Annotated in this window: 38 protein-coding genes and 1 tRNA gene; 16 read left to right on the top strand and 23 right to left on the bottom strand. The window is 60.6% G+C overall.

The features are described from left to right. Window positions 1-75: 75 nt before the first annotated feature. The 23 genes from NN4_RS26680 to NN4_RS26580 form a co-directional block, all read right to left on the bottom strand. On the bottom strand, window positions 76-555 hold the full coding sequence (locus NN4_RS26680) for a D29-gp49 family protein (RefSeq protein WP_147136962.1): 480 nt from the start codon (window positions 553-555) through the stop codon (window positions 76-78). Beyond that, window positions 552-713: a hypothetical protein gene (locus NN4_RS45195; protein WP_246181096.1), complete on the bottom strand. Its 162-nt coding sequence runs from the start codon at window positions 711-713 to the stop codon at window positions 552-554. The genes NN4_RS26680 and NN4_RS45195 overlap by 4 nt, the downstream gene beginning before the upstream one ends. Beyond that, window positions 710-1,288, bottom strand: a complete 579-nt coding sequence (locus NN4_RS26675; RefSeq protein ID WP_147136959.1) for a hypothetical protein — start codon at window positions 1,286-1,288, stop codon at window positions 710-712. The genes NN4_RS45195 and NN4_RS26675 overlap by 4 nt, the downstream gene beginning before the upstream one ends. Next, window positions 1,276-2,040, bottom strand: a complete 765-nt coding sequence (locus tag NN4_RS26670; RefSeq protein WP_147136957.1) for a metallophosphoesterase — start codon at window positions 2,038-2,040, stop codon at window positions 1,276-1,278. The genes NN4_RS26675 and NN4_RS26670 overlap by 13 nt, the downstream gene beginning before the upstream one ends. Then, a complete protein-coding gene (locus NN4_RS26665) occupies window positions 2,037-2,480 on the bottom strand; it encodes a hypothetical protein (RefSeq protein WP_147136954.1) in 444 nt (147 codons plus the stop codon). The genes NN4_RS26670 and NN4_RS26665 overlap by 4 nt, the downstream gene beginning before the upstream one ends. Before the next feature lie 94 nt (window positions 2,481-2,574). Then, window positions 2,575-2,838 (bottom strand): glutaredoxin family protein, encoded by a 264-nt coding sequence (locus NN4_RS26660; RefSeq protein ID WP_222595169.1) that lies wholly within the window; start codon window positions 2,836-2,838, stop codon window positions 2,575-2,577. After that, the gene (locus tag NN4_RS26655) at window positions 2,825-3,379 is read right to left on the bottom strand and encodes a toprim domain-containing protein (protein WP_246181095.1); all 555 of its coding nucleotides are present in this window, start codon (window positions 3,377-3,379) and stop codon (window positions 2,825-2,827) included. Before NN4_RS26655 ends, NN4_RS26660 begins: the two co-directional genes overlap by 14 nt. Further along, entirely contained in the window at window positions 3,315-3,710 is a 396-nt protein-coding gene (locus NN4_RS46970; protein WP_371865702.1) for a CHC2 zinc finger domain-containing protein, read from the bottom strand. Before NN4_RS46970 ends, NN4_RS26655 begins: the two co-directional genes overlap by 65 nt. Next, the gene (locus NN4_RS26645; RefSeq protein WP_147136946.1) at window positions 3,710-4,069 is read right to left on the bottom strand and encodes a DUF6197 family protein; all 360 of its coding nucleotides are present in this window, start codon (window positions 4,067-4,069) and stop codon (window positions 3,710-3,712) included. Before NN4_RS26645 ends, NN4_RS46970 begins: the two co-directional genes overlap by 1 nt. Window positions 4,070-4,073: 4 nt before the next feature. Then, window positions 4,074-4,484: an endonuclease VII domain-containing protein gene (locus NN4_RS26640; RefSeq protein ID WP_246181099.1), complete on the bottom strand. Its 411-nt coding sequence runs from the start codon at window positions 4,482-4,484 to the stop codon at window positions 4,074-4,076. A gap of 16 nt (window positions 4,485-4,500) precedes the next feature. Further along, window positions 4,501-5,193 carry an AAA family ATPase gene (locus NN4_RS26635; RefSeq protein WP_246181094.1) on the bottom strand — a complete coding sequence of 231 codons (693 nt, stop codon included), beginning with the start codon at window positions 5,191-5,193 and terminating at the stop codon, window positions 4,501-4,503. A 182-nt stretch (window positions 5,194-5,375) separates the two neighbouring features. After that, the gene (locus NN4_RS26630; protein WP_147136937.1) at window positions 5,376-6,197 is read right to left on the bottom strand and encodes a RecB family exonuclease; all 822 of its coding nucleotides are present in this window, start codon (window positions 6,195-6,197) and stop codon (window positions 5,376-5,378) included. A 30-nt stretch (window positions 6,198-6,227) separates the two neighbouring features. Then, window positions 6,228-6,506 (bottom strand): hypothetical protein, encoded by a 279-nt coding sequence (locus NN4_RS26625; RefSeq protein ID WP_147136934.1) that lies wholly within the window; start codon window positions 6,504-6,506, stop codon window positions 6,228-6,230. 18 nt (window positions 6,507-6,524) lie between these two features. Then, window positions 6,525-7,034: an XRE family transcriptional regulator gene (locus NN4_RS26620; RefSeq protein ID WP_147136931.1), complete on the bottom strand. Its 510-nt coding sequence runs from the start codon at window positions 7,032-7,034 to the stop codon at window positions 6,525-6,527. Window positions 7,035-7,896: 862 nt separating this feature from the next. Continuing rightward, window positions 7,897-8,127, bottom strand: a complete 231-nt coding sequence (locus NN4_RS26615) for a hypothetical protein (RefSeq protein ID WP_147136928.1) — start codon at window positions 8,125-8,127, stop codon at window positions 7,897-7,899. A gap of 83 nt (window positions 8,128-8,210) precedes the next feature. Continuing rightward, the gene (locus tag NN4_RS26610) at window positions 8,211-9,368 is read right to left on the bottom strand and encodes a DUF932 domain-containing protein (RefSeq protein WP_222595168.1); all 1,158 of its coding nucleotides are present in this window, start codon (window positions 9,366-9,368) and stop codon (window positions 8,211-8,213) included. Next, window positions 9,359-9,943, bottom strand: a complete 585-nt coding sequence (locus tag NN4_RS26605; protein WP_147136925.1) for a hypothetical protein — start codon at window positions 9,941-9,943, stop codon at window positions 9,359-9,361. Before NN4_RS26605 ends, NN4_RS26610 begins: the two co-directional genes overlap by 10 nt. Before the next feature lie 532 nt (window positions 9,944-10,475). Then, the gene (locus NN4_RS26600; RefSeq protein ID WP_147136922.1) at window positions 10,476-10,937 is read right to left on the bottom strand and encodes a hypothetical protein; all 462 of its coding nucleotides are present in this window, start codon (window positions 10,935-10,937) and stop codon (window positions 10,476-10,478) included. Between the two features lie 11 nt (window positions 10,938-10,948). Beyond that, on the bottom strand, window positions 10,949-11,164 hold the full coding sequence (locus NN4_RS26595) for a hypothetical protein (RefSeq protein WP_147136919.1): 216 nt from the start codon (window positions 11,162-11,164) through the stop codon (window positions 10,949-10,951). A 319-nt stretch (window positions 11,165-11,483) separates the two neighbouring features. Further along, window positions 11,484-11,654, bottom strand: a complete 171-nt coding sequence (locus tag NN4_RS45190; protein ID WP_186818648.1) for a hypothetical protein — start codon at window positions 11,652-11,654, stop codon at window positions 11,484-11,486. Between the two features lie 1,056 nt (window positions 11,655-12,710). After that, the gene (locus NN4_RS26590) at window positions 12,711-12,932 is read right to left on the bottom strand and encodes a hypothetical protein (protein ID WP_147136916.1); all 222 of its coding nucleotides are present in this window, start codon (window positions 12,930-12,932) and stop codon (window positions 12,711-12,713) included. A 210-nt stretch (window positions 12,933-13,142) separates the two neighbouring features. After that, window positions 13,143-13,517: a hypothetical protein gene (locus NN4_RS26585; protein WP_147136913.1), complete on the bottom strand. Its 375-nt coding sequence runs from the start codon at window positions 13,515-13,517 to the stop codon at window positions 13,143-13,145. A 121-nt stretch (window positions 13,518-13,638) separates the two neighbouring features. Further along, window positions 13,639-13,827, bottom strand: a complete 189-nt coding sequence (locus NN4_RS26580) for a hypothetical protein (RefSeq protein ID WP_147136910.1) — start codon at window positions 13,825-13,827, stop codon at window positions 13,639-13,641. A 758-nt stretch (window positions 13,828-14,585) separates the two neighbouring features. On the opposite strand from NN4_RS26580, the gene NN4_RS26575 reads away from it, so the two are divergent. The 16 genes from NN4_RS26575 to NN4_RS26500 all read left to right on the top strand — a co-directional run bounded on the left by NN4_RS26575 (window position 14,586) and on the right by NN4_RS26500 (window position 26,072). Beyond that, window positions 14,586-14,828, top strand: coding sequence for an HNH endonuclease (locus NN4_RS26575; RefSeq protein ID WP_222595167.1), 243 nt, complete (start codon window positions 14,586-14,588; stop codon window positions 14,826-14,828). A gap of 34 nt (window positions 14,829-14,862) precedes the next feature. Continuing rightward, window positions 14,863-15,285, top strand: a complete 423-nt coding sequence (locus NN4_RS26570; RefSeq protein ID WP_147136904.1) for a phage terminase small subunit — start codon at window positions 14,863-14,865, stop codon at window positions 15,283-15,285. A gap of 87 nt (window positions 15,286-15,372) precedes the next feature. Then, window positions 15,373-15,445: transfer RNA gene (locus tag NN4_RS26565), tRNA-Asn, on the top strand. Between the two features lie 222 nt (window positions 15,446-15,667). Beyond that, the gene (locus NN4_RS26560) at window positions 15,668-16,435 is read left to right on the top strand and encodes a peptidoglycan recognition protein family protein (RefSeq protein ID WP_147136901.1); all 768 of its coding nucleotides are present in this window, start codon (window positions 15,668-15,670) and stop codon (window positions 16,433-16,435) included. After that, window positions 16,432-16,842 carry a phage upper tail fiber protein gene (locus tag NN4_RS26555; RefSeq protein WP_147136898.1) on the top strand — a complete coding sequence of 137 codons (411 nt, stop codon included), beginning with the start codon at window positions 16,432-16,434 and terminating at the stop codon, window positions 16,840-16,842. The genes NN4_RS26560 and NN4_RS26555 overlap by 4 nt, the downstream gene beginning before the upstream one ends. An 8-nt stretch (window positions 16,843-16,850) precedes the next feature. Next, window positions 16,851-17,285 carry a hypothetical protein gene (locus NN4_RS26550; protein WP_147136895.1) on the top strand — a complete coding sequence of 145 codons (435 nt, stop codon included), beginning with the start codon at window positions 16,851-16,853 and terminating at the stop codon, window positions 17,283-17,285. A gap of 3 nt (window positions 17,286-17,288) precedes the next feature. Then, complete coding sequence (locus NN4_RS26545) at window positions 17,289-17,933, top strand: hypothetical protein (protein ID WP_147136892.1); 645 nt, start codon at window positions 17,289-17,291, stop codon at window positions 17,931-17,933. Continuing rightward, entirely contained in the window at window positions 17,934-19,196 is a 1,263-nt protein-coding gene (locus tag NN4_RS26540) for an SGNH/GDSL hydrolase family protein (protein ID WP_147136889.1), read from the top strand. A gap of 17 nt (window positions 19,197-19,213) precedes the next feature. After that, a complete protein-coding gene (locus tag NN4_RS26535; protein ID WP_147136886.1) occupies window positions 19,214-20,890 on the top strand; it encodes a terminase large subunit domain-containing protein in 1,677 nt (558 codons plus the stop codon). Continuing rightward, complete coding sequence (locus tag NN4_RS26530) at window positions 20,887-22,326, top strand: phage portal protein (RefSeq protein ID WP_147137008.1); 1,440 nt, start codon at window positions 20,887-20,889, stop codon at window positions 22,324-22,326. Before NN4_RS26535 ends, NN4_RS26530 begins: the two co-directional genes overlap by 4 nt. After that, on the top strand, window positions 22,323-23,255 hold the full coding sequence (locus tag NN4_RS26525; protein ID WP_147136883.1) for a VG15 protein: 933 nt from the start codon (window positions 22,323-22,325) through the stop codon (window positions 23,253-23,255). The genes NN4_RS26530 and NN4_RS26525 overlap by 4 nt, the downstream gene beginning before the upstream one ends. Before the next feature lie 55 nt (window positions 23,256-23,310). Further along, on the top strand, window positions 23,311-23,814 hold the full coding sequence (locus NN4_RS26520) for a hypothetical protein (protein WP_147136881.1): 504 nt from the start codon (window positions 23,311-23,313) through the stop codon (window positions 23,812-23,814). Window positions 23,815-23,829: 15 nt separating this feature from the next. After that, entirely contained in the window at window positions 23,830-24,828 is a 999-nt protein-coding gene (locus NN4_RS26515) for a phage major capsid protein (RefSeq protein WP_147136878.1), read from the top strand. 148 nt (window positions 24,829-24,976) lie between these two features. Next, a complete protein-coding gene (locus tag NN4_RS26510; RefSeq protein ID WP_147136875.1) occupies window positions 24,977-25,387 on the top strand; it encodes a Gp19/Gp15/Gp42 family protein in 411 nt (136 codons plus the stop codon). Further along, window positions 25,384-25,743: a hypothetical protein gene (locus NN4_RS26505; RefSeq protein WP_147136872.1), complete on the top strand. Its 360-nt coding sequence runs from the start codon at window positions 25,384-25,386 to the stop codon at window positions 25,741-25,743. Before NN4_RS26510 ends, NN4_RS26505 begins: the two co-directional genes overlap by 4 nt. After that, window positions 25,743-26,072 (top strand): DUF5403 family protein, encoded by a 330-nt coding sequence (locus NN4_RS26500; RefSeq protein WP_147136869.1) that lies wholly within the window; start codon window positions 25,743-25,745, stop codon window positions 26,070-26,072. The genes NN4_RS26505 and NN4_RS26500 overlap by 1 nt, the downstream gene beginning before the upstream one ends. The last annotated feature ends 6 nt before the right edge of the window (window positions 26,073-26,078 follow it).

The raw sequence follows: 26,078 nt of genomic DNA, 5'->3' as shown, positions 1-26,078 counted from the left end.
CGTTCTCGTTTCGGTTCTAGGGACTGAAGGGCGACTCCCGATAGGAGAGCCGCCCTCGGGGGTTACTAGGTCAGATCAGCGAAGCCACTGCTTCTCGCACTGGTCGGGCGTGCCGGCCGGAGCCGGGCACATGAATGCCGACCACGGCTTTCCGCCGTTCTTCGCGACGCCGGACTTGAAAACCATTTCCCCGTGCTTGCAATGGCGGCCTTCCCCGCCGGGTGCTTGCTGGTAGGCGGGCTTGGCGGCAGGAGCGGACCGTGCAGCTGGCTCTGTGCCCTGTGGCGCGGGCTTGCCGGGTGCGAGGCCAGCGAAATGTGCTGCCGCTTCCTGTGACAGCTTCATCAGGGCTCGGGAATCCCTCACCAGCTGCTCAGCTTCGGCGACACTGTCGGCGTGGTGCACGATCCACGGAGCATCGAAGTCTCGGCCGCCTTTGAGCGTGACGACCACCTTGCCGTCACGGCGAGTTGGGCCGGGCTTGGCCGCGGTCGTGCTCTCAGCTTCGGTCGCAGCGTCAGCCGTCGTGGCGTTGGCGAACGGGTCGTTGGTCAAGCTACATTCCTCTTTCCGCAGTACATTTCGATATCGTCGTCAGACCAGTTGTCCAGCAAGGCCGGTTGTTGGTCGAAATGGATGTCCGGATGAACCCAGCCCCGGTACATCTCGATGGAGCCGTTGCCGTTGAGCTCGGCGTCCAGGATGTCTTTCACTCGTTGCCCTTCGATGCGGTCTGCGCCGCTGCATTGGAGACCACGCGCCTTGCGCCTGGCCCGTCGCCGTACTCGGCTCGCTTCACTCGCGCCTGACGGTTCATTTCATCGGTGATCGCGATGACACCGCGCTTGACAGCGTTGTAGTCGACGCCTTTTTGTTTCTCACCGAACCGCTTTCGGATCGCGTCGGCGTACTGCGGGTGCTTCTCGCGGATCACCTCCATTGCGGAGGTGAGGTCATCGAGTAGTTCGGCCCACCGCAATTCACCTTCAAGTGCTTTTCGTACGTCCTCGGTGGAGTACTGCACGTTGGTCGCGAAGCGAACGTTCTTCTCGGCTTCCGCCGCTGCGATCTTGTGCCCGTGCTGGACCAGCAGCCGGTATGACAGGTAGTCATCGGAAGCGGTGAGCTTGTCTTGTACCGAACGGCTCCTCAGAATCCACAGCCACAACTCCTGGCCGAGGTCTTCTGCGTCGATGACGCCCGGCCACTCCCGCACCACCGCGCTCCCCGCGCGGGCGATCAGCTTCTGTACCTTCTTGGTATCCAACAAACTCCCTACACCGTCCACACACGGCCATCAACCGTGAACTTCTTGCCCGTGATCGGGATCGGCTCGGCCCGAACGTGGTTGCCGTCGACGGTGAGAATCCCGAAGCCCTTCTGCCAGTTGGCAGAGGCACCTTTGAGGTACTGGGCTTGTCCCATATCCATCAGATGCCCGACTTCGAATCCTGTTAGGGTTTCCAGCTTTCCGCCGTATCCGACAGAGTGCGGCGCTGTTCCTAGCCGATGGGTATGGCCCATGACGACACTCTTGTTGAAACGCTTCACTGCGTTCAGCGCTGTCTTGCCAGCATCCTGGCTAAGCCGGATACCGCCTCGATGTCCGTGCGTAGTAATCCAGCCGGGTGCCACGTCGTAGAAATCCGGAAGCAGTCTCACGCCGAACTGGTCGAAGTCGAGCAGTGTCGGCAAGTTAAATGCCCCGGACTCTGCGAGTGCCGGGGCATATTTGCTCAGATATTCTCGTGGTCGAAGGTCATGATTTCCCTCGTGGACTCCGACGGTCCCGTCGTAGACCTCTCTCAGCGGCCCCAGAAACCGGCGTTTGGCCTGTTCGCAGTCCTCCAAGACGCTGCCCTCGAACTCGCCGGCCGTGCCCTTGTTCCAGCGGCTCGGCTGCGGGAAGTCCATCAGATCGCCGATGTGGATAACTTCGTCTGGCTGGGTGTCGCCGATGTACCGGATCACGGCTCTGACCGCCTTGCGGTCGTCGTAGGGGATCTGGGTATCGGAGATGATGACTACTCGCTTGGTCAAGCAATCACCTCGGTGAACGGGGCGTAGTCGTTATCAGTTCCATCGGTCTCGAAGCGCTCAGCAAGCAATCCGGTGCGCCCATAGGAGGTCCGGAAAGTGATTCCGTCAACCTTCACCACTCCATCGCCATCGATGTCGGTGACTTCTACGCCTTCTGGTACGTCTTCGATCCGGCCCCACATCCGCGCGATACGACGCGAACTGTCGCGGGGCCGGGCTTGGGTTTCCGCTCCGATCCGACACAGTTCACGGGTGATGAACCAGAGCGCCTTGTTCAGGTCCTCCGCAATGCCCCCCTTGTTGTTTCCATCCATTCGGCATGACCGCCCGATGTACTGAACCGCTTGCGCGGCATTGGGAGTGAGGTTTTCCGTGATGTCGATCATCTCGGCCCCGTTGCTGAAACCCTGGTAGTACGGCGGATCAACCTTGCTATTCAATCTGTCTGAACACCTTCCCAGTCTTCGAAAAATTCATCAGCGCAGTCGCATTCATCTGACTCGCATCCCCAACCATCGAGGCTGCAATCGTCGTCTAGTCCTTCTTCGTGGTCATCTGATCCGTCCATTCGCGGATCTTCTCCTCTCGCGCGCCAGTCCAATAATCGGCGCGTTCCATCACCACGACCACGGGCACTTCCCGTACTCCGAGATGGGATTTCAAGTACTCGAATGCTTGTGGATCATCGGTGATATCGACTTCGGCGAAGTCGACGCCCTGTTTGATCAGCGTTCGTTTGGTATACGCACACGGTTGGCAGTTCGGCCGCGTGTACACCGTGACCTCAATCGGTCTCAAACCCCAGTCGCTCCTTAAACGCTTTCGGTCCTTCGGACATGATCAGCGAGTTGACGTCTTCACCGTCCGGTAGGTAGATGACTTTTGAATTCGGTAGATGTTTGGATGTCTGCACCGCGAACTTGCGCCCTGGCTTGTCACCATCTGCCGGGATGATTGCCGACTCATACCCGAGGAACGGTTCCCGGAAATGGGGCTGCCACGCTGTAGAACCCGGGATACCGACCGCCGGTAGTCCGATCCTGTGTGCGGCTATCGCATCCAGCTCGCCCTCGGTGAGCAAGATGAATCTCGACGGGACGAGTAGATCGGCAGAGTTGTACAGCCGGGGTCTGTCCCCGGCGAGGGTCATGTACTTGCCGTGCCCCTGATGCTCGCAATCTGTGGCGATGCAACGGAATCGGATCGAGACGACCGAGAGAACGCCGTCTGCTGCCGTTCTCAGATACGGGATCGCGAGGAACCCCGAGTAGTCCTCATGACCAGGGAGCGGTTCGGCTACGAATCCCAGGAGTAGCGGGTCTAGCCCCTGTCGTTCCAAGGTCGTTAGTCCGCGGTTGGCCGAATACTCTTCGGCTGGGCTGCCTCGGAACGCTCTCGCGTACAGAGTCGTCGCGTCCTGGAGATAGGTCCGCTGCGAGGCGCTTAGCCTCTGCAAAACTGATGCCCTCCTCTTGGTGTCTGATGATGTCGATCGCGTCGCCGGAGGCACCGCACGCGAAACAGTTGAATCGGTTGTGCTCGAATGAGATCGACGCAGAAGGCCGCGATTCGCCGTGGAACGGACATAGGCACTTGTTGTAGGTCTGCCGGTCCTCGGGCGGGATCCAGTCCGGGTAGTACCGCTGGATAGCCGAGACGATGGCGGCCATTACGCAGCGTTCTCGATGGCCCGCTCGAACGCTTCGATCACCGTCTGGGGATTGGGCACAGAGTCATTCACCCGGTAGAGGTCGGCGAAGTCGCCGTCCGCATCCGGCAGAAGATCCATCGCCAGCATGGACAGGCGGACGGCCTCGGCTTCTGGGGAGTTCTGGTACGCGAGCTTCGTTCCCAGCCTGCGGTCCTCATCGACAGCCACAGAGAACCCGCGCAGGCCGGTGCGAGCCGCATGGATAGCACCTAGAGAGCAGTAACAGCCGGTTTCCCGGTTATAGAGCAACCCTCGTCCGAGGCCGTTCTCGTTGATCAGCCCCAGGGCGATAGTCAGATTTTCGGCGACAGAGCGCAATTGGTCATCCTTCGTGGTTTGGAACTACCCGACGCCCGATCACGCGGTACGCAGGGGGATCGGTGAGGTATGCGACAACTCGCTGTGCAGCGGCAATGTCGTCTCGTAGGTGTCCGAGGACATCGCGGTTGCAGCGCTTGCAGAGCAGCCCGCGGACTTCCCCGGTGGCGTGTGAGTGGTCGCAGGCGAGTCGTTTTCGTGCGCCGGTCGCACGGCGGCATATGAAGCACACTCCGCCCTGGTGGTCTAGCAGCCGCTGATATTCCGCCGAGGTGATTCCGTACGTAGCTTCGATGTGCCTGCCGTGGCTAGATTTTCGGAGCTTCGCTCGTCGTTCCCGATGATGAGTCGCGCATCGTGGGCCTGGATGCGGAGCTGCGCGGCGGGTTGTGATCGTTTCTGTTGTGCAGTCCACGCACCGCTTCGCCGGTTTAGGCGGCACGGACGTCACGGATCGTCATCGTGTCGCCGATCCATTCGAGTTCAGCGAAATCCATGCCGGATGGATCCGCGCGGCCTGCGCGGTTTTTGACCGTCGACACCCCGAGAACGTCTCCACCGAACTCACGTACCGGTCTGAAGAGAGTCAGTACGGTTTCGGGGACTCTGGTGATCTGGCCCTTGACCCCCGACAACGGGATGGGCTTAGCGGCATCAACATACGGGCCGGTGACGTGGTGCAGGCACACCACGCACGCGCCGGTTTGGCGCGCCATCCCGTGTAGGTAGTCGGCAAGGGCTTCCAGGCCGGCGAACGGGTCTTCACCGCTGGCCGCGGTGGACACGTTCGTGATGTTGTCGACCACGACCAACTGAGGGAAGTGGCCGTGCACTTCGTCGTACGCCAGCATCGCGCGCTCGATGTCATCCAGCGTTGGAGACGCTTCATAGACGAAGCGGATCGGAACCTTGGTCAGCAGGTCGAAAACCATGTTGAGGTCTCCGGCGAGTACTCGTTTGGCGGCTTCTTCGTGGCGCCATTCGGTTAGGACACTTACCGAGCGGGTGAGCTGGGTGAACGCATCACTATCAGCGCTGAAATACAGGGTCGGAACCTTGGACCGCAAGGCGAGGGTGAGTGCAAACAGGCTCTTGCCCGTGCCAGGCCCGGCGGCGACGAGCACGAGCTGGCCCAGCAGGAATTCGGTGCCCTTGTCGGCAAGCGCTCTGAAGACCGTTGGTAGTGGCTTGCCCGCTGCGCCTCGGATGGTCTGGGATTGGAGCAGTGTGTAAACGTCAGTACCTCCTGGTCATGGCACAAAAAACGCCCCGGGACGTTGGTCTAGGGGCGCACTGGTTGTTCAGGTCACATGGAAAATTCGCACGATGACGCAACTGAGCAGAACCGGCATTTCGACGGTTCCGGATCCGGGATGAATCGTGCTGCTTCGATGTTTGCCGCTAGCTGGTGGAACTCTTCGGTGACTCGGTCGACCGTCCACTCTGCGAGGTCGTAGTCGAACGTCGGCTTACCGGTCCTTGCCATCCAGTAGTCACCGATCGAGGGCTGCTCGATCCCGTATTTGACCGCCAGGGCGGCACTGTAGGTTCCGAGCTGAAAATCATCGCCGGGTTGGTTGCCGCTCTTGTTGTCTCGGACCCTCATCCGGCCGGTGGTCTCGTCCAGGATCACCGCGTCAATGAACCCACGAACGGTGATGCCGTCCAGGTCGACAACGAACCCCAACTCAATGCCGGGCTCGCCGTCTGGATCTATCCAGATGACTTCGTTCGGGTGCTTTTCGTACCAGGCCGGGTACCGCTCGACTTGTTCGAGTCCGATTCCGTACCGGCGTTCGATGTCCTGCGGCCCGGCGTACGGCCCAGAACTGAACCAGTAGGCCAGGTTCGGAGTCTCGTCGGCCATCTTGTTCGTTTCGTGCGCGTAGGACTCCCGAAACACCTCCTGCATCTCCGGCACGGTCATTGCCCGGCCGGACCGTTCATAGGCTTCGGCTGCCTCGTGGAACGCAGTGCCTTGTGATAGCCACGCCGCGGGCCGCTGCCAGACTCCCTCGATGCGCTCCAAGTAATAGCCGTAGGAGCATCGCTCGTATGTTTTGTGCTGGGAAACAGAAAGAGGCCGCCCGGTGCCGGGCGGCCTCTCGTCTGTGGTCGAACCGGTCATCCGGTCCCCACCATATTGACTCCTATGTGGTTATGCTGCGCTTTCCTTGACACCGTCGACACGGTAACAGGACATAAGAGCGCATCCGAACATGAATTCAGGAAATTTTTCCGTCCGTTCCGACAACAGCTCTGTTCTGCGTATCTTGATGAAATCCGCGACCGGATCGTAGTCTTCGTCATCTAAGGGCAAGGCCAGACTTCGACGGACGAGCAGCAAGACGGTTCCAGCGGTTACCTCGAGAAACGCCTGCACCCACGGCAGGTTATTCACTACGACAAGTGAATCGTGGCGCAGCAGATCAAGCAAGTTCGTCCATCCCCTTCGCTACGGGTCCTTCGGCGGAAACACCCAAATCTTCTTCCCGTCGGATGTCAGCCGAGTGTGCTCGTTAAGCCTGATCAGAAGTTTCTTTCCGTCGCGCTCTTCGCGCGGACGGTAGGCGAAGCCTCCGGCCGGGGAAACACCGACAGTAGGAGGGAGCTTAGGATCGAACTCGAGTACATAGTTGTACTTCCGAAGCATGGCATACCAAGACCGGAGCCTTGACTTCTTCTCATCCGACATACCTTCGCCGCCGGTCGCCATAAACTCCCCGTGGTCCCGCATCCGCCGGTACGGCGGTGTCCGCTGCATCGCGGAGGGTACCTTCCAGGGAAATTCCTCCCCCACCATCCTTCGCGGCGTCTTCGGTAGGGAAATACCGTTACGAGCCGCGAACTGCTGAACGTATTGCCGCGTGTATCCAAAGCGTCTCGCGATTGCGGCGAAGCCTTCGCCCTTATCTACCAGCGCCTGAACCACCTCGGCTGACAATCCGTCAATGACTGTATTCATTTGTTGGTCCTTCTCGGCCCCCGACTTGTCCGCTGTCACAACAGACTAGTTGACAGTGTCTGCGGGCATATGTCAACTACGTCATCCCCACTCCCCCCTCCCCTTCAGCCCCAACCCGTCCCTACGGTATCGAACACGCGTTCGACACTTCTACCGATGTGACCCAAGTCTCTGTCACAACTTGTTTAGAAGTCAACCTGACGGGTACCAAATTAGGTTTGCCCACCGAGGACTCAAATGCCTTCTCGCACAGCCTGATCTGCGGGAACGCTCCGTATCCGCCTTTTAGAACAGCCTCAAACCTCTACTGTCCCTGCACCGATCAGACACATCCAAACCACGAACCTGGCCCCGATCGCAGGCCGAGTTGTTTCCGCGCGGCTCAAGCCTTCACATCCGTACTACCGCTGAACGATCGCCAGGAACAGCCAGACCGGAGCCCACAGCCCACAAGAGATCAAGGTGAGCGCGAAGTGCAGCGGGTGGTTGCATCTCCGGCGCGGCGTCACGGTGACGTTCTGCATCATCACCATCGGCTGCCGCGGGCTGACGTAGCCAGGATTCGGCGGTTGCGGACCTCCCGCCGGCCATACCCCTGGCCCCGCCGGATACGGCTGCTGGTACTGCGGGACCGGATGGCCGTGCGGGTACGCGGCTCCGTACGGAGGCAACTGCGAGGTTCCCAGCGGGTACGAAGGACCCGCTGGCGCCGGGGCTGACGCCGGGCCGGAGCCCGGGTAGGGAACCGGTCCGGCAGGAAGCGGCTCGGTCTTGGGATAGGCGCGTGAATCACCCTGCGAGGGTGAAGAACTGGTCACAGGAACCGACACTACGGTCGAATCCCTGTGCCCGCCACGATGTTCTAGCGCAGCCACTCGTCAGGCGGTTGCCCGCCGTGCGAGAGATAGCCGTCTAGAGCGTCCATCGCTTCGATCGCCCTTCGGTATAGGGCGGTCATTTGGTCGTCGTACCGTTCGAACTCCGTTGGCGAGTGCTCCTTGTCATCATCTGAGTTGAACTCTTCAGCAAGGTGTTCGGATTCTGCGACGGCCTGACGGAACTCGGCTAGCAGGTGGTTCGGGTTTGGCCCCATCGTGTTCCCCTTCTCGATAGCTCGGATACGAAGCGGCCCCCGGTCGCTAAGGACGACCGGGAGCCACAAGTGTGCTGAAGCCTTTAAGCGCACACCAACACTCTGTTCAGCATGTCGAGTGCTTCCGCGTCCGCTTCCCCTGTCTTGCCGGTGATCGCATTAGACATGTTCCGTTCGGCCCGGGTGGTCTCACCGCGCACCGTCGAACCGTGATGGTTGTAGGTGTTGACCGATTGCAGGACACCGAACGCCGTGCCGCGCCAGGGGGCCGCTCGCATGTCGGTGTCGTACATGGCTTTCAGCGCGTCGCGCTTGTTCTCGGCCAGCGTGCGCCCGCGTCCCTTCTCATCTGGCACCGGTGCCCACAGCTTCAGGAACTCCGAGAATTGGCGATCCGTGACCGTGGTCGCGCACAGCTGCGCCACGTCGGCGGCGAAGCGGTCCGCCGACTCCACAACGATGCCGAGTGCCTGCCGGGCATCGCTGATCTTGTCTAGCGAATTCTTGGTTCGTTTGAACTTGAACCGCTTGCCGGTGCCGCGCGCCTCATTCAGCGCCGACGCCATCGTGTTGTCACACACCACGATCGTTTGCACGGCCGCGTACTGAGTCGCGATAGAGCCATCGTGCGAGGACGTGGCGAGTAGAGACGATCTGAACTCGACGCCTTGCGGAGTCGTGACGTTCTCGGGGCGTTCGATCTGCACCCACGCCTGTGCCCCGTTCTTCAGCAGACCGGCGGATCCGATGCCGAGAGAGTCCGTGGACACTGCGAGACCGTCCGGGGTGATCAGGCTGGCAAGGTTGTCGAGCAACCATTCCTGGAACTGGTGAATCCTGTAGCCCTCTTTGAACACGCCTAGCAACGCGCCGGTATCGCTGCGGTAGATGACCTTTCGCGAATCGTCGGTGATGGTCCGAATCATCTCGCCGTCACCGATGCTGGTGAAGGTTTCGACCGTGCCGGGCACGTCGTAGCGGATAGGTGCGGCCTGCGCCTCCCAATTGAACAGTCGCGCAACAACATCCGCGACGGGAACGAATCCCGGGTAGTGATTGGACTTGTCGTCCTGGTCGGCCTTGCGGTAGTGCCAAGCCTTTCCGCGCTTGTCGGTTTGGCCGATCAACGTATAGTTGTTCAACCATTCGATTGTTTCCTGTGACATCATCTGCCTTTCTGTTTTGAACGAGCGAACGGCCACCGATGCAAGCTCGGTGACCGCTCTCTGGCTCAAACCCAAATAGATTCGATTTTCTGGACTGCTCGCGCGATCTCCAGGGCTGTTTCGGCCCCCACGCGCAGCGAGATCAGCACGTTGTCTGGCCCGCTGACATCTACGACACCTTGATGTTTGATGCCGAATCGTCCAGTCGTGGCGTACACGTCAGACATGGTCGGATTCAGGACTTCTCGCAACTGTTCCATCAGCTTGTGCTGTCGCGCAGCGTGATCCCATTCCTGTGCAAGTGCTGCGTTCAGCGCTAGCCGGTAGCGAGGGATGAGATCGCGCTCCAGCTCGGCAGCGATGGCCGCACCATCGGTGTCACGAAGCACGACGGTGAACTGCTCAGCGTCGGACCCGTCCGGCAGATACCGGTACTCGCTTCCGAACCGGCCACCGATCCGGAGTCGCGTGTATTCCCGTCCCGGGTGCGGTCCTTCGATTCTTAACCACAGCTGCATATTGGCTGGGCCGGTCAGCGTGGCCGAGTTGTCGATATCGTCGGGCTTTTCGACCTCCCAATCGTCGGTAAGGTACCCCGCCAGTATCCTGGCGAATCTGACATGGTTGTTCCCACAGGTGCATTCGCACACTTGTTATCTCCTATTCCTTGAACTTCAAGAAAGGCCACGGGTAAACCGTGGCCCAATTTGATGTTCAACGCCGGAGCGCTCGTACTTTTGTTCTCCCGCTCGGGTCATTCCTTTCATGCGTGCCGTGAGCGTCGCAATATGCGGTGGACGCGAACCGGGGACAGTTGTTGTGCTCCCAATCAGCCCACCACGTAGCAGGCATTAGGCAGCCGTAACCCATGCAACCCTTGATCCCGCCGTCTAAACGTTTGAAGTATTGTTTACTCGACGCGGTCGACCCTTTACCCACGAGACACTGAGTTCGTGCGGTACAGGACAGGCAGTAAAGGGTTATACGGACCCTCCTCGATAATCGCGAATGACTCACGATCCGGACTGTCGTCCGTGATGTCATCATCATCAAGGTCAGACACTCTGTCCGAAATATTCTTGGCGTATGCGGCCTCTAGCTCGAAATCATCAGGCACATTCACCGTCGTCTCACGGTAAACGGTCTCTTCCCAGGTGATCGTGACAGATTTCATACCATGCCCTAACGTCCGCACACCGAATCGTCACCATAAAGAACCGGCAACGTCGGATCGAATCCTGCGGTTTGGAGGACCACGAAACCTCCCCTGTCGACGCTGTCGACTTTTACGTCGGATTCATCCAAGCAGGCGACATCGTCATCTATGGTTTCCTCGTAGTCTTCAATCCGCCAATCAAACGGCACGGCGACTTTGACTATGCAGCCGCGTGTCTCGACATACTCAATCACAACAGTCTTCATATGCTCGTCTTCCATCTTCAGTAGCTCAGCGTCAGGGCGGAACTCGACAATCTCGGCCTTAAAGTCTGATTCTTCGTTGGCGATTGCGGTGTACTGTCCTAGCTCTAGCACGGCATCAACGAGAGCACGGTCGTCATAGTTCTTCAGATCGAAGTCGTCTACAACATTCACGATTGCCGCATGGTCATGCTCAGAATGCCATCTGAGCTCTATTGTTTTCATCTCAACTCTTTTCAGAACAACGAAACCGCGTCCGGATCGAACTCCATGTCTTCGGCCTCGAATGCGTATTCGTAGCCGTTTTCATAGGTGTCGACGTCCGGCGCTACACAACACGCCATGTTCCGGAGAACGCCGTACGGGACATCTTCCAACTCGAAATCATCCGGCACGTTGACCAGGTAACCGTGCTCGCTCTGCTGTTTCCATTTGAGAAAGATTGATTTCATGTCAATCCTCTACGTACAGCCACTCGCAAAGCGCGCAAACGACAGCGTTGATCGCTTTTGCGTCGACGTCAACGCCCCAATGGTCCCGCCCAGGTTCCGACACTACGAAACGAATGAAGTCGCCGAAGTCAACAACTCGGAGCCCGCTTCCGGATCGGTCGAATATTTCCACCGTTCCACCTAGGTCCAACTCTTTCGGAAAACCCATATACTTTTCCTTTCATCATGTTTGAACTTCAAAAACGCTCCAGCCGCCCGAGTAGCTGGAGCGAATTTCAGGCTCAAACCTCTTCGGATGGTTTGAATTCAGCTCATACCTTTATTGACGGCCGGTTTCCGACCACCAAATTTCGCTGGTGAACCGGCTAGCCAACTTGCCCGCGATGGCCGAGAAATCGGCATCGTTGCCGTTCTTCTCCTTGTCCAATAGAGCTTCACGGATAGCGCGGGCCATATGTACCGACATACCCGTTACGGTTCCGCCGCTCATACTCCGAGCTGCCGCCTTAACATCTGCCCAGTCGAGTATTACGCCGGACCCTTCCGGGTATGGCGAATAACTTTCGGGACTTAGCCCTCGCTGCCGGAGGATGTGGTGGTACCGGTTTACAGCGTTCGCGACTACTTGGGCTTCAAGTTCACTTTCGCATTTGAACGAAACTGTTGACATGGTGCTCCTTTCCTTTTCGTCCCCGCGCTGGTATGACCCAGCTTTTCCAGGCGTGAGCCCGGCATTGAAGTCCTGGCCATCCGGAGCGCCATGTATGCGGCGCATCTAGAGGTTTGACTACGGGGTGACTCGCGATAGCAAACGCCGATTTACCCCATACGGAACGGCGGCTACGGCGAGCCGTAGTTACGCCCGAGCGCGAATACCGAAGACAAGTCAATTCGGTATTCGTTCCGGGCGTAGGCCCCACACTATGAAGTTCACAAAGGACAGTTGATTGACACGTACGGTCCGCGAGTAGTTCGCGCCTTGCCGTGCAATCGGAAGTTGTTTCTGAATGTCCGGCCGCTCGGCCTGACATGAACGACATTACGTGCACCTCCGGTGCATGTCAACATGAATCCGCCATTTTCTTCAACTCGCCCTATTTGCCGATCTAAGCGCCGAAAATGGCCGGGGGTAACGGGTTGCCGCTGCGGGCCGCTTCGATCGCTCAGCGGCGCGACTAGGGGGCATTCTCGGCATACTCCGTGCGAGATACATACGCGCACAACAGGTCTCGGCACGAGCACACCCGTTCCGGTCGCCCTCAAGTAGCTGGACGAGCTGCCCGGATGGTCCGCGGGAACACAAAACACCCGGTCAGAGAACTGACCGGGTGATTGCTGGGAATTATTCAGTTGTAGGTGTGCTATCTCGGGTGCAGCGCATTGGTACGCCTCCGCGCTGCGTCCCACGCGCGGAGCATGACAGCACGAGGAACCCTGTTCACCATGTCGGCGATGTTCGCCCGATTCGGCTCACTAGGGAGCCTGCCGAGCGCTTGCGCGACCATGAACACCTCGAACTGCCGCGCTAGATAACGCTCCGCTGCACTCATCTAGCGGGCATGTACGCGCTGATCGCAGCGTTCAACGCGATAAGGTCGCGTTCGCTGAGGTTTTCGATTTGCTCCTTGAACAGGGCACCGTGCGCGCGGATCACGTGGGGGTGCTGCTGCATTTTGTAGGCCATTCGGATTGTGAAGTACGTCCCGAGCGGCGCGGAGATCGGCCGCTTCACAAGATCGACCGTGGGGAATCCGAGTGTGTAGTACATGCGGGATTAGTCCTATCCTGGTGGATGGCCCCGGCGCGCTAAGGACGCGCCGGGACCGTTTAAAGGGTGATCAGGCGGTGATCAGGCACTCATCCGACACGCAGCCCGCGTCGGTCGCTGGATCGCACACACACTCGCCCGCCTCGCAGGCAAAGCACATGTACAGCTGGCCCGGACAATGCGGGTAGTCGACGTGCCGCAGTGCTGTATTCACTGGCACTCGATTTCGACCATGCCGAGCGCTGCCCGCGCGCCAGGGTTGCCGATCTCGCCCAAGCAGTGATAGCCCCAGTAGCCCGGAGCGACCCGCATAGGCTCCCCGTACGGGCCGGTGACGTAGGCGTCTACGCCGCAGAGCTGGTTGCCGTCCACTCGGCAGTCGAACAGCGCTGAGCCCTCCGGAACAGCGGGTTCGACCGCGCTCGGGGGAAGTTCGGCGTACAGGTCGGGCACCGTATCGCCGTTCGGCAAGTACAGCGTCGATTTCGTCAGCCACCCGAGCGGGAAGGGCGGCGCGGTGACCGAGGGGGAAGCGTCGGCAGCATCGTCACCGACTTGTCGCCCTGCCCAGACGATAACGGCCATGAACAGAACGCTGACCAAGACGGTAGCGGCTATTACGGCGCGGATGATTCGAGATCCGTTGTGCACGTTGATATCTCCCTAGGAAGGGGCGCGCCTTCCGGCGCACTCCGTAGCAGTCGGACTAGAGCTGGTGGCTTTCGCCGGTCAGAAGACCGAACACGTACCCGGTCTCGTACGCGGCGTGGTCGCGCTGCTCCTGAAAGGTCGGACGCATAGATCGGTACTTACCTACGCTGTGCCACTCGCCGAGCAGGTGGAACTGCTCGGATCTGGTCAGCATGGCTAGCGGGCTGGTCTGTGTCTCATTCACAGCACCGAACTTACGTATACCGGTGGTGCATGTCAACATGAATTCGACTGTGGCGCATAGCACATCGAGATCCCTGGACCGCCGAACAGTCGAGCCGCTACGGTCGCGCGTCGCGTCACCCCCGGTACCCCAGGGGGCACCCTCCCCCGGCCCCCACCGGCACCGGCTCGTCACTGCGGCTGCCCGTTCCTGTACGGGTATGGAAGTTCGCTATCGGCTAGCTATGCCGGAAACTCCCAGGTCGCCGAGAAAGTTTGTGTGAGCTGCGCCACTAGACGCCGTACGAACAACGGTTTTCGGAGAATTGGTCACCTACTTACTAGTGAGGGGTAGGAGAGAGGGACGTAGTCCCGAACGACGACCCCGAACGGTCGGCCGATCGACCGACCCGAGCCGGCGTGAAGCCGGTTCGGCCGGACCGGTTGACCGCCCCTCTACGGGCGGTCCCGAAACCGATCGGAACGGCCTTCAAGGGCCGTTCTTCGACCGGTCTAACGGTTCGGAAGCCTTCGGCTTCCTCACGCCGCCAAGGGAATGCTGAGCCTTCGGCTCGGCCCGGCCGGACAGCGGCCGTAGGTAGGCCGCTGCCGAAGAGAGGATGATTCGGTGTTCGGTTTGTCTGTTGAACAGTGGCTTGAAGTCGCGAAGGTGGCTACTTCCATCGTTGCGCTGGTCCTGCCGCTGCTGGTGTGAGTTGGTATAAGTCCAACCGACGTCACGATCTACCGGCCGACTGGCCCGCTAGGCGGGCCGCGGTTATGCAACGCGACGAACAACGGTGTCAGCTCGGCCTAGCCGGTTGCCTGCACAAGGCATCAGAGGTCGACCACATACGCCCGGGGAACGATCACTCCCTGATCAACCTCAGAGCCGTGTGCACGACGTGCCATGGCCGCAAATCTGCCGCCGAGGGCGCAGCGGCCAGCGTTGCGCGACGGCGCGAGTTGAGAGCCCGGAGGTTTCGCCCTACCGAACGTCACCCTGGGTCGCTATGTCATTGACGGGACAGGAGCCCGTCAGACCCAGGAGGTCAGTGTGGGCGCTCGTGGCCCTGTTCCTAAAAGGTCCGATCAAAGGGTCCGGCGCAACAAGCCGGACGGGCCGATCGACACAGTAGCCGCGGTTGGCGTGGTGTCGATTCCGGATCTGGATTTGACTGCCCCGCACGGGCTGGTGATGGACCTGTACGAGTCGCTGCGGCACTCGGCGCAGGCCGACTACTACGAGCCATCGGACTGGGAGATGGCCCGTCTCACAATGCATTTTCTCGACGGCCTGTTGAAGTCTCCGAGGGTGAACGGTCAGGTTCTTTCGGTCGTTCAGTCGATGCTCAATGACCTGTTGGTGACCGAGGGCGCCAGGCGCAGAGTACGTCTGGAGGTCGAGCGTGGCGGCCAGGCCGCGGAAGTAGTCGATATCGCCGAGATGTTCCGTCAGCGAGTTCAGGCGGGCAGTTAGGGCCGTGTGACCGTCTGGTCTCGGTCTAGAGCACGGTTCCGTGCTCCGGCTCCGGAGGAGGGTGTCCCTCCGGAGCTGTTTTGTCTTTGATGTCTAGCTCAACTGGTAGAGCAGCGGACGGTTGCACCGCAAGATCCTGGTTCGATTCTGGGGGCATCAGCAATGGGGAAAACGGTCGTGCCGCAAGGAAGCCAAGTACCCGACCCCGCGATAGCCACGCGGCATAGAAGATGAGGCGTTGGGGACGTTAGGTGCCCCCAGCAACAGACGCACCCGCTCCGAGGGGGACAAATTTCGGGGTGTCGTCGGCCCGGACAGATACGGGCACTAACCATCTTTCGGCCCTTCGGCTACTTAACAAGCTATTTCGATTGGATTCTGCATGTCTTGGACCGGTGATCCGGTGTGGCTCGCTGATGTCCTCCGCGAGGAGGGCTTGCGAGTCATCGAACACGATGGCTGGCGGAGCCGAGGGCACGCCGACTTCCGCGACATTCGCGGTGTCATCTGTCATCACACCGCTGGAGGCGGAAGCCAGGACTGGCGCATCGTCCAGTTCGGCCGACCCGATTTGGAAGGCCCTCTGGCACAGCTGGTTTTGGAGCGTGACGGCACATTTCGCGTGATCGCGGTCGGCGTCTGTTGGCACGCAGGGTTCGGTAGTTGGGACGGTTGGCCGACCAACAACGCGAACTACCACACGATTGGCATTGAGGCAGTTTCGCGCGGTGACGGTAGCGACTGGACACCCGAGCAGCTGGATGCCTACAAGCGTGGCTGTGCGGCGATTCTGCGCCGAATCGGCAGGGACGCAAGCGATTGCGCCGCCCATCGCGAGTACAGCAGCGAAGGAAAAATCGACCCGGCCGGCATCGACATGCGCGCGTTTCGCCGCGATGTCCAGGCATTCATTGACAGGGAGGATGCGCCGTTGAGCGCAGCAGAAGTCAAGCACATCGAAGACTTCATCGTCGGCTACGTCGGCCCGATCGGTAGTGATGTCAAGGACATTCGCGAGCAGCTGGCGGGCGACGGTGCCCGTGACGCGGGCGAGTACACCGGCTGGAGGCAACTCGGCGACAAGACCGTGGTGGACGCACTCGCCGAGGTTCTGCGGCGACTTGACGCGCTGGAGAAGCACGCCGCGTGACGATCATCGCTGACCGCATCATCGACATCGGGCATTCTCGAGCGGTTCGGCAGATCGCGTTCACTGCCCGCGATATCCGCAAGGATCATTCGGGGTCAGGCGTCGTCATTCGATACAACCACCTGGTGGAGATTCTGCCGGACGGCAGCTTCACGTCGCCGGATCTCGATCCCGGACCCGCGGATGTGACGATCGGCAACCAGGTCTATCCGATCCTCGTGCCTGATACCGGTGGCACCGTGAAGTTGTGGGATCTCCTCGATGCTCACCTGCCACTGCCGCCTTCCACGGGGCTTAGCGACTACGTCCGCAATGCGGGCGGTGTCGATCGCATCGTATGGATGACCGAGGCCGAATTCACGGCGCTGCCAGCGCGCGATCCAAACACTACTTACCTCACTTACTAGGAGTCTCGTTGGCTGGCGAAGTCACCAAAATCTACGGCCGACTGACGCGGTCCCTCTTTGCAGGCGAAATCAATCTGAACAGCCATCCTGTCAAGCTCGCCCTGTGCGGCTCGGCTTACGTGCCTGATCAGGACACGCACCAGTATTTCGCGCACGTCGCTAGCGAGGCAACAGGCCCGGGTTACACCGCTGGCGGACAGACGGTTGCAGACCTGACGTGGGCCTATGACCCGGCATCGAACACGATCACCATCGACTTCGATGACCCATCGTGGCCGAACTCGACTATCACGGCCAAATGGGCCGTGATCTACGTCGACAATGGCACGCCGAACAAGCCACTGATGGCCTACGGCGATCTCGGCGGCAACATCTCGTCCACCAACTCGACGTTCACGACGAAAGTGAATGCCGCAGGGCTGCTTACCTTCACGGTGGCTTAGCCCATGCCGATCCGTCGTCGCGGCGTTGAGCCGTACCGGATCGTGCGGGGTCGCGACAACCAACACGCGACACGCGTGTGGCTCGGCGATCGGCTGCTGTGGAACGGAACCCGTTCTGCGCTTGTGGAACTCGGTGTCAGCCAGGCTGGCGGCTCAGGACTGCCGATCATCGCGGCAGCTGGGCCGAGCGTGCAGCTCCAGATTGCGGCGGGCTCGGCCAACGCTCACGCGCTGGTCCCGAGCGTGGCGCCGGTCGTGCACCTGTCCACGGCGACCGGGATGGCCGCCAGTACCCCGGTCGAAGGGTCGGCCGGCGTGGAGGTGTCCATCACTGCGGGTCGAGCGACCGCAGGAGGCTTCCCTGTCCTCGCCCACATCTCCGCCGACGTCGTGGCAAACCTGGAGTTGGGCCGGGCCGTCGCGATGGCGTCCTCTGTCGCGCCTGCTGCCGGAGCCCTCGTAGAAGTTTCAGCTGCCGGTAGCGCCGCGCAGGCGTTTCCGCTCCAAGGCGCGGTGTCCGTCGTCGGAGAAGTTGTAACCGCGCCCGGTAGCGCACAGGCATACCTGATCACCGCCGCGGTGGGGCCGTCCGTCCCGTACCCGTCCGAATCGCTGTTTCCTTCCGAAACCCTCTATCCCGGAGCGTAAGTGCCCTATGTGAAGCAGGCGTGGGAAAACGATCCCCCGTCAAAGACTACGCCGATATCGGCGGCTCGAATGAATCACATTGAGGACGGCATCGCGGGCGCGTACGCGGCCGAGAAGACCCGAATCATCCCCTACTGCAACGGTGGGATGGACCAGACCGTCGCGACGACACCGATTACGGTCAACACCCAGGCGGGCTTCCGTACCTCGGTGCGACTACCGGTCTCCTCCACCCGGTGGCGGGTGAGAGCCCGCAACTACGGCATGACCGGTTCTGCCAGGCCGGTGTTGACCGGCAAAGGTATTCGGCTTGGAGAAGCCGCCCGAATTACGACCGGTTCCGGAACCACCTCCCGCACAGGCGGGTTCGTTGGAAATGCCGCTTTCAATATCGTGGCTACCGATTTCCCAATCCCCGGTGACGGGGGCTTTTACGCCTCTCCATGGGTCACAGACCCCGCGCAACAGCTCCAGGCGGGCCTGGAGTACCTGCTTGCCATCGCCTATACCGTGGCGTCGTCTACCAATATCGGCCTGACCATCGGCGAGTGCTTCTACTGGACCTCAGTCGCCTCAGCGCTCGACCCCACAGTGACAGCGGGTTCCACGATTCCTGCTGGCATCCCATTGGATTTGATCATCGAGTACGAAACTGTCACAACACGTTCGGCGTGGCTGTACATCGGAGATTCCATCGCAGAGGGAGTAATGGGGTCGCGGGGTACGACCAATTCAACCATCGTCCCGCAACCGATTTGGCGCAACTATCCCAATCAGTGGGCGGCGAGGAACAGCGCGCTGGCCGTGAACATGTCCATGGCGGGGATGATGACCTCTCAGTACTTGCCGACCAACTTTCCGCAATTCTTCTCGCGCATGGATCTTGCTGCGGCGCAGCTGGACGGTGCGATTGTCGCCACCGGTAGCAACGACTTCACATCGGGTGGCCGGACGCTGGCCCAATACCAGGCAGATATTGCGGCATTGATGGCGCAGATTCGAGCGACGATCGGAGAGAAGCCGATCTACCTCGGTGCCACGATCCCACGATCGAGCACGGGCAACTCGACTCGAATCGCTGCCAACGAATGGCTAGCGAGCTTGCCATACGGCGCAGCGGGTTTCGTGGACTTCGACGCAGCGATGCGAACCCAGGTCGATGCGGCTGCACTCCCCGCCGACCTGACATGCGACACCATCCATCCCTCGTTCAAGGGCGTTGAGCTCATGGCGTCGACCTTGGCTCGCTCTATTCCAACTTAATCCAGGAAAGGAGGCGGGTGGAGTACCACAAAGACCTCCTACCCGCCCCACCCCATATCTACGGCCCGACGTGGCGCAAACATGGGAACGGGCAATGGTTCCTCCCCGAGAAGACCTTGGGCTGGCAAGTCCTTGCCTGGTTGTTCGAATACGTTCTGACACCCGGCGGACCGAACGCCGGAACACCGTTCATGCCGACCGATGAGCAGATCAGGTTCATCGTGTGGTGGTACGCCATCGATCAGCACGGCAAGTTCGTGTATCGATCCGGCGTCCTGAGAAGGCTCAAGGGGTGGGGCAAAGACCCCGTGTCAGCCGCGCTCGCCCTTGCCGAACTCTGTGGGCCAGTAGCTTTTTCGCATTGGAACACCAAAGGCGACCCGGTAGGAAAGAAGCGGCACGCAGCCTGGATTCAGTGTGCGGCCGTCTCGCTGGACCAGACACGCAACACATTCAGCCTATTTCCGGCTATGGCGTCGAAGCGACTCAAAGAAGAATTCAAGCTCGACATCAACAAGACCGTCATCTACTCGGCAGACGGCGGAATCATCGAAGGCGTTACCAGCTCACCTCTGAGCCTTGAGGGCAAACGTCCAACGTTCGTGATCCTCAATGAAGTTCAGTGGTGGGTCGAAGCCAACAACGGCCACCGAATGGCCGAGGTCATCGCCGGAAACGTCGACAAGGCCAGCTATGGAAGCTGCCGAGCACTTTCGATCTGCAACGCACACGTCCCAGGCGAAGACTCGGTTGGCGAGCGTGATCACGACGCCTACATGGATGTGTTGTCAGGCAAGGCAATTGATACCGGCCTGCTCTACGACGCGGTTGAAGCGCCTGCTGACACTCCCCTGTCCGAGATTCCCTCCCCGATTGAGGACCCGGAGGGATACGCGACAGGTGTAGCCCGGTTGCGGGCCGGGCTGGAGGTAGCCCGCGGTGATGCGGTCTGGCTGGATCTCGACGTCATTATCGCGTCGATGCTGGACCGGCGACGCCCGGTCAGCGAGAGCCGCCGCAAGTTCTTGAACCAAGTTAACGCCAGCGAAGACAGCTGGATTGCTCCACACGAATGGGACCGGCTTCACGGGACCGTGCAGCTCCAGGCGAACGATCGCATCACGCTGGGGTTCGACGGCTCCAAGAGCAACGACCACACAGCGTTGGTGGCGTGCCGGATCGAGGACGGCGCGGTGTTCCTGCTCAACGTCTGGGATCCAGCCGACCATCCGAACGGCGAGGTTCCGCGAGACGATGTCGACGCGGCTGTACGAAGCGCGTTCGAACGATACGACGTCGTCGGGATGCGCGCAGACGTAAGAGAATTTGAGGCATACGTCGATATCTGGTCTCGCGACTATCGACGCAAAATCAAGGTCAACGCGACGCCCGGTCATCCGATCGCGTTCGACATGCGCGGACAACAGAAGCGTTTCGCTCTCGACTGCGAGCGATTCCTTGACGCGGTGCTGGAGAAGGAAGTCATCCACGACGGCAACCGCATTCTGCGCCAACACATTTTGAACGCTCGTCGGCACCCGACGACCTATGACGCAATCAGCATCCGCAAAGCCAGCAAAGACAGCGGCCGCAAGATCGACGCCGCTGTGTGCGCCGTGCTGGCGTTTGGCAGCAGGCAGGACTTTTTGATGAGCAAGAAGAACCGAGGCCGAGGGGCGGTGATCCTGGCCTGACAACGACAGACGAACACGTCAACCACCTCACCAACGCGCTATCGGCCGCTACACCGGATCTCAAGGAGTCCGCCGAGTACGCCGAGAGCAAATACAGACTCAAGACGCTCGGGATGGCGACACCGCCAGAGATGGCCCGGCTCCGCATGGACATCGGTTGGCCCGCGCTGTATCTGCGAGCACTCGAACAACGTCTCGACCTGGAGGACTTTCGTCTCTCCGGAAAGGACGAGGGGCTGGACGACATCAGGCAGTGGTGGCAGGACAACGAGCTCGATGAGGAATCTTCGCTCGGCCACATGGACGCTCTGATCTACGGGCGTTCCTACATCACGGTCGCAGCGCCAGGCGAAGACGATGATCAGGATTCCCCGATCATTCGACTGGAGTCTCCGTTGAGCATGTACGCGGAGATGGACCCGCGCACTCGCAAGGTGACCCGCGCACTTCGGATTTACCAGGCCAGGGAAGCCACTGGAGAGCCCGAGCGGGCAACACTTCTCCTTCCGAACGAGACGCTGTTGCTGGTCCGCGCGCAGGGCGCTGCATCGCAGTGGACGACTGAGCAACGGATCCCCCACAACCTCGGCGAAGTACCCGTGGTGCCGATCGTGCATGGCGCCAAGCTGTCCAACCGCTACGGCACCTCGGTGTTGACGCCGGAAATCCGCGCGGTGACCGACGCCGCCGCGAGGCTGATGATGAACCTCCAGGCCGCCGAGGAACTGATGGCCGTTCCGCTGCGGCTCGTGTTCGGTGTCGAGAAGTCGGAGATCGCCCCGAACGGCTCGAAAGCCGAGCTGGAGGAGATGTACTACGGCCGATTGGCGGCATTCGCCAACGAGGCCGGCAGTGCGTTTCAGTTCTCGGCCGCCGATCTGCGGAACTTCACCGATGTCATGGGTGAACTCAGCCGACAGTTCGCCAGCTACACCGGTCTTCCGCCCCAGTACCTTGCGTTCAACTCCGACAACCCGGCGTCGGCCGAGGCTATCCAAGCGTCGGAGATCCGGCTGGTCAAGACGGTCGAGCGGACCGCCCGCCAGTTCGGCGGCTCGTGGGAGCGAGCGATGCGTCTGGCAATGCGGGTGATGAAAAGGGATGTGCCCGAGGATTTCCGGCGGCTCGAAGCCGTATGGCGGGATCCGAGTACGCCCACTCTGGCGTCGAAGGCAGACGCCTACACCAAGCTTGCCACCGCGAAGTCTGCGGACGGACGGCCGATCGTTCCGGTGGAGATGGTTCGTATCGAACTGGGTTACACCGATGAGCAGCGCCAACAGATGGACGACTGGGACAAGGAATCATCTGCCTCGCAGTTGGCGAAGATGCTTGCCGCACCAACAGTTCCGGGACCACCCGGTCAGCCGGTGAAGCCGGGACCATCTAGTGCCGTACCGCAGAACGCCTCGCCACCTAAGAAGGCGGCTGCGTGAACGTAGACGAATACGCCGAAGCGCAACGCCAGATCGACGTGCAATCCGCGGCGACCGTCTACCTGTTGACCAAACAGTTCCAAAGCACCGATATGTCGATGCTGGACTGGGAGCTGCTGCTCCGCTTGCTGTATCCGACGATCGAGCGGGCGCGACGGCAATCCGCCGAGCTGGCCCGCCGGTTCTACGATTCCCAGCGCGCCGAGCACCTGCCCGGCGCACCGCGCCATGACGTCCAGCTGCCCGGCTACAGCCCCGATTGGTTCCGCGAAGACATGGAGCCCGAGCGACGGAAGATGTCCCAGGAGGACGCTGCTAGCTCAGCGGTCGACGCAGTCACGTTGCGGACGCTGAAAGTCGTTGAAGGCGCAGGACGCCGAACAATCATCGACGCGGTTGAAACCGACCCCGGCGCAGCCAATGCCGATCCCGAGCCGGACAGACCGGAAGATCCACCCCGCGAAATCGAACCCAAGGGCTCATCTGCTCCCGCGCCGGGCGTCACACCCCGGCCGAGCGAGCGAAGCCGTAAACAGGTAGTCGGGTGGGCACGGGTCACGACCAGCGCGGAGCCGTGCGGGTTCTGCCAAATGATGGTCAGCCGTGGCCCTACCTATGGGTCTGCCTCGAACGCCGGTTTCCACGGCACCGACGAGATGGCGATTCGATTGTTCGGCGAAGGCCGTGACAAACAGATGCGTCTGATGATGCGGAAATGGCACACCGGTTGCCGGTGCAAGGTCGTTCCCGTTTTCGACCGCAAGAACTGGCCCGGCCGCGCTGACTATCTGGCGGCACGGAGACTTTGGAATGACACGACGGACGGTAAGTCTGGTCGAGACGCGGTGAACGCGTTTCGTCGTGCTGTAGAAGCCGGATATCAGCGGCTCAAAAAAGACGGCTCGGAACAACTTCCTGACGCTGCCTGATTCTTTCTGACTCTCACACTCCAGGCGAGTGTGTTTTGTGTGCCCAGGAGGCATTTTGTCAACCGAAAACCCTGCCCAGGACAACTCTGTCCAAGACCAGGGTGCAAGCCCTCAGAACACCAATCAGGCCGATGTCCCGGACTGGGTGAAGAAAGAGCTTGCCGACGTTCGCGCCGAAGCTGCGCGGTACCGCATCGAGAAGAACGATGCGCTGAACACCGCGCTGACGGCCGCTCAGGCTGCGGTCGCGGAGCAGCTGAACACCGCGAATGCCGAGAAGCAGGCCGCGGCTGATCAGGCCGCTGCGGCATCGATCGATCTTCTCCGGCTTCGTACCGCACTGGCGGCCGGCGTTCCTGGCGAACGCGCCGAACAGTTCGCGAGCTTGCTCCAGGGCTCTACCGCTGAGGAATTGCAGGCCCACGCCGAGACCGTCAAGACGCTACTCGGCTCCCCCGTCTCCGCTTCCGCGACCGACCCGACCCAGGGAATGGGCGGTGCGTCGGTCGAATCCGCTGCCGATGTCTTCGGCGCGATTCTGCGGAACAACATTCGATAAGGATTTCCCGCCTCCATGGCACAGATCAACGAACTTGCTCCCAACGTTGCCGCGAATCACCAGGGCCGTCTGGCTTATGTCCCAGATAACCTGTTGCCGAAGACGATCACCGGCCCCATCTTTCAGAAGGCGCAGGAATCCTCGCTTGCTCTGCGGCTGGGTTCGCCTATCCCGGTGACTTTCGGTGAGACCGTTATCCCGGTCACCACCAAGCGCCCGGAAGTCGGCCAGGTCGGCACCGGCACTACCAATGCCCAGCGAGAAGGTGGCGTTAAGCCGATCTCGGGTACCGCTTGGAGTTCGAAGAGCTTCCAGCCGATCAAGATCGCAACCATCGTCACGTTCTCGGAAGAGTTCGCCAAGACCAACCCGCAGGGCTTCTACGACCAGATCCGCACAGACCTCGCGTATGCGATCGGTCGCGGTATCGACCTGGCAGTGTTCCACGGCAAGCAGCCGCTTACCGGTACCTCGCTCCAGGGCATCGATACCACCAACGTCATCGCGAACACCACTAACGTGGTCAAGTTCCTGGTGTCGCCGGGCACGGTGTACGAAGACCTGCTCGCGGGTTATGACCTGGTCGCGAACAACCCAGATTTCGAATTCAACGGCTGGGCTGTCGATCCCCGATTCCGCTCGACCCTGGTCAAAGAGGCCGCGGCACGGGACATGTCGGGCAAGACCCTCAATCCGGGTGCTATCGACCTGTCGGCGCAGGTTTCCGATGTGCTGGGCTTCCCGGCCTACTACGGCCGCGCCGTCTCGGGCCAGTTGGGCGCGGCGGCCGACACCGGTCTTCGTGTGATCGGTGGTGACTTCTCCCAGCTGCGAATCGGTTTCGCCGATTCGATCCGCTACAAGTTCACCGATACCGCGTCCATCTCGGACGGCACGAACACCGTGAACCTGTGGCAGACCAACCAGGCCGCGTTGCTTGTTGAGGTGACCTTCGGTTGGGTCCTCGGTGACAAGCAGGCGTTCGTCAAGTTCGACAACGTCACCGCCACATAACCCGAATTCGTCAGTCCGGGAACGTCTTTCAGCGCTCCCGGCGGGGAGGACATCTACATGCTTTTGAAGCATCCACTCGGCTCGTATGTCGAAGTCGATGACGAGTACGGCGAACAGTTGAAGTTTTCCGGTTTCCAGGAGGTGACCAGTGGCGCGAGCCGTACCAGCGGACGTAGCAAGTCGCCTCGGAAGGCCCCTGACGCCGGACGAGTCGACCCAAGCAGCGACACTCCTTAACGATGCTGAGCTACTGATCAGGGCCAGGATCAAGAATCTGGACGAACTGATCACAGCCGGTCAGATCGACCCCGGCATTGTCGTGATGGTCGAAGCGAACGCCGTCATGAGGGTTGTCCGCAACCCGGACGCTCTGACCGGCGAAGTCGACGGCTCGTACTCATACCAGCTCAACTGGAAAGAGGCGACCGGCCGGCTGGAAATCCTGGACTACGAGTGGTCGCTACTCGGAGTCACTGAGCGTGTGTTCCTGATCCATCCACGGTTGCCGTGGCCGCCGCTCGGCGCACGGCCCGAGCCTGAGTTCTGGCGGGACGTATGAGTCTGTTGGACAAGGCAAATGAGTCCGTCGTGGTGTACCCCGAAGAGGTCGTTACCGATGCGGACGGCAATACCAAGACGCGACCGGCGAAGGTCGGATTCCCGGCGCGGGCGATGGTTCGCAGCGCCGCGCAGTCCGGCACCAGCGCGCGACGCACCGAACAGGACAACGAGGGCTATGAGTCCGAGCAGCTGTACCGAGTTCGGTTCCTACGGGGGTTCAACAACGGTGTGCCGCTGGGGGCGCAGTCGCAGATCGAATGGAACGGGCAGCGCTGGGCCTTGTTTGGCGATGCAGTGCGCTTCAACGGAAGCCGCCGGACCGCCCATCTCAACTATCTGATCAGGAGGTTCTAGTGGGCGTCGTCATGTCTCAGGCACGGATGAACAAGCTCATCTCGAACCTCCCAGGCGTGGTGAAGGCTGTCGCTGACACGGCTGGTGACGTCGCTGACCGGGCGAAAGCCAAGCTTGCAGCGCATCGCCACCAAGGCCACGCCGAAGTGACGGTGACCCACGGCGACGTCGACAGCTTCGTCAATCTCGTGGACACCAAAGGCAAGCAAAAGGCCGCTGCGGCAATCGAGTTCGGCCATGTGTCGAAGGACGGAAAGCTCACGCCCGGCCTGTACATCATCACCGGAGCCGCTGGACTCGCGGAGAAACTACCCAAAAAGGCGCGATGACACGAA

Source organism: Nocardia ninae NBRC 108245, assembly GCF_007990755.1.
In the GTDB taxonomy this organism is placed as follows: domain Bacteria; phylum Actinomycetota; class Actinomycetes; order Mycobacteriales; family Mycobacteriaceae; genus Nocardia; species Nocardia ninae.
The sequence above is the reverse complement of the archived record's forward strand: the minus strand, read 5'-3'. Positions and strand labels throughout refer to the sequence as shown.

Coding starts and splice junctions, on each gene's coding strand:
- NN4_RS46970 (WP_371865702.1), bottom strand. CDS start 3,710: ATGGCCGCCATCGTCTCGGCTATCCAGCGGTACTACCCGGACTGGATC.
- NN4_RS26630 (WP_147136937.1), bottom strand. CDS start 6,197: ATGACCGGTTCGACCACAGACGAGAGGCCGCCCGGCACCGGGCGGCCT.
- NN4_RS26620 (WP_147136931.1), bottom strand. CDS start 7,034: ATGAATACAGTCATTGACGGATTGTCAGCCGAGGTGGTTCAGGCGCTG.
- NN4_RS26615 (WP_147136928.1), bottom strand. CDS start 8,127: ATGGGGCCAAACCCGAACCACCTGCTAGCCGAGTTCCGTCAGGCCGTC.
- NN4_RS26600 (WP_147136922.1), bottom strand. CDS start 10,937: ATGAAAACAATAGAGCTCAGATGGCATTCTGAGCATGACCATGCGGCA.
- NN4_RS26595 (WP_147136919.1), bottom strand. CDS start 11,164: ATGAAATCAATCTTTCTCAAATGGAAACAGCAGAGCGAGCACGGTTAC.
- NN4_RS45190 (WP_186818648.1), bottom strand. CDS start 11,654: ATGAGCGGCGGAACCGTAACGGGTATGTCGGTACATATGGCCCGCGCT.
- NN4_RS26590 (WP_147136916.1), bottom strand. CDS start 12,932: ATGTACTACACACTCGGATTCCCCACGGTCGATCTTGTGAAGCGGCCG.
- NN4_RS26585 (WP_147136913.1), bottom strand. CDS start 13,517: ATGGCCGTTATCGTCTGGGCAGGGCGACAAGTCGGTGACGATGCTGCC.
- NN4_RS26575 (WP_222595167.1), top strand. CDS start 14,586: ATGCAACGCGACGAACAACGGTGTCAGCTCGGCCTAGCCGGTTGCCTG.
- NN4_RS26560 (WP_147136901.1), top strand. CDS start 15,668: ATGTCTTGGACCGGTGATCCGGTGTGGCTCGCTGATGTCCTCCGCGAG.
- NN4_RS26545 (WP_147136892.1), top strand. CDS start 17,289: ATGCCGATCCGTCGTCGCGGCGTTGAGCCGTACCGGATCGTGCGGGGT.
- NN4_RS26515 (WP_147136878.1), top strand. CDS start 23,830: ATGGCACAGATCAACGAACTTGCTCCCAACGTTGCCGCGAATCACCAG.
- NN4_RS26505 (WP_147136872.1), top strand. CDS start 25,384: ATGAGTCTGTTGGACAAGGCAAATGAGTCCGTCGTGGTGTACCCCGAA.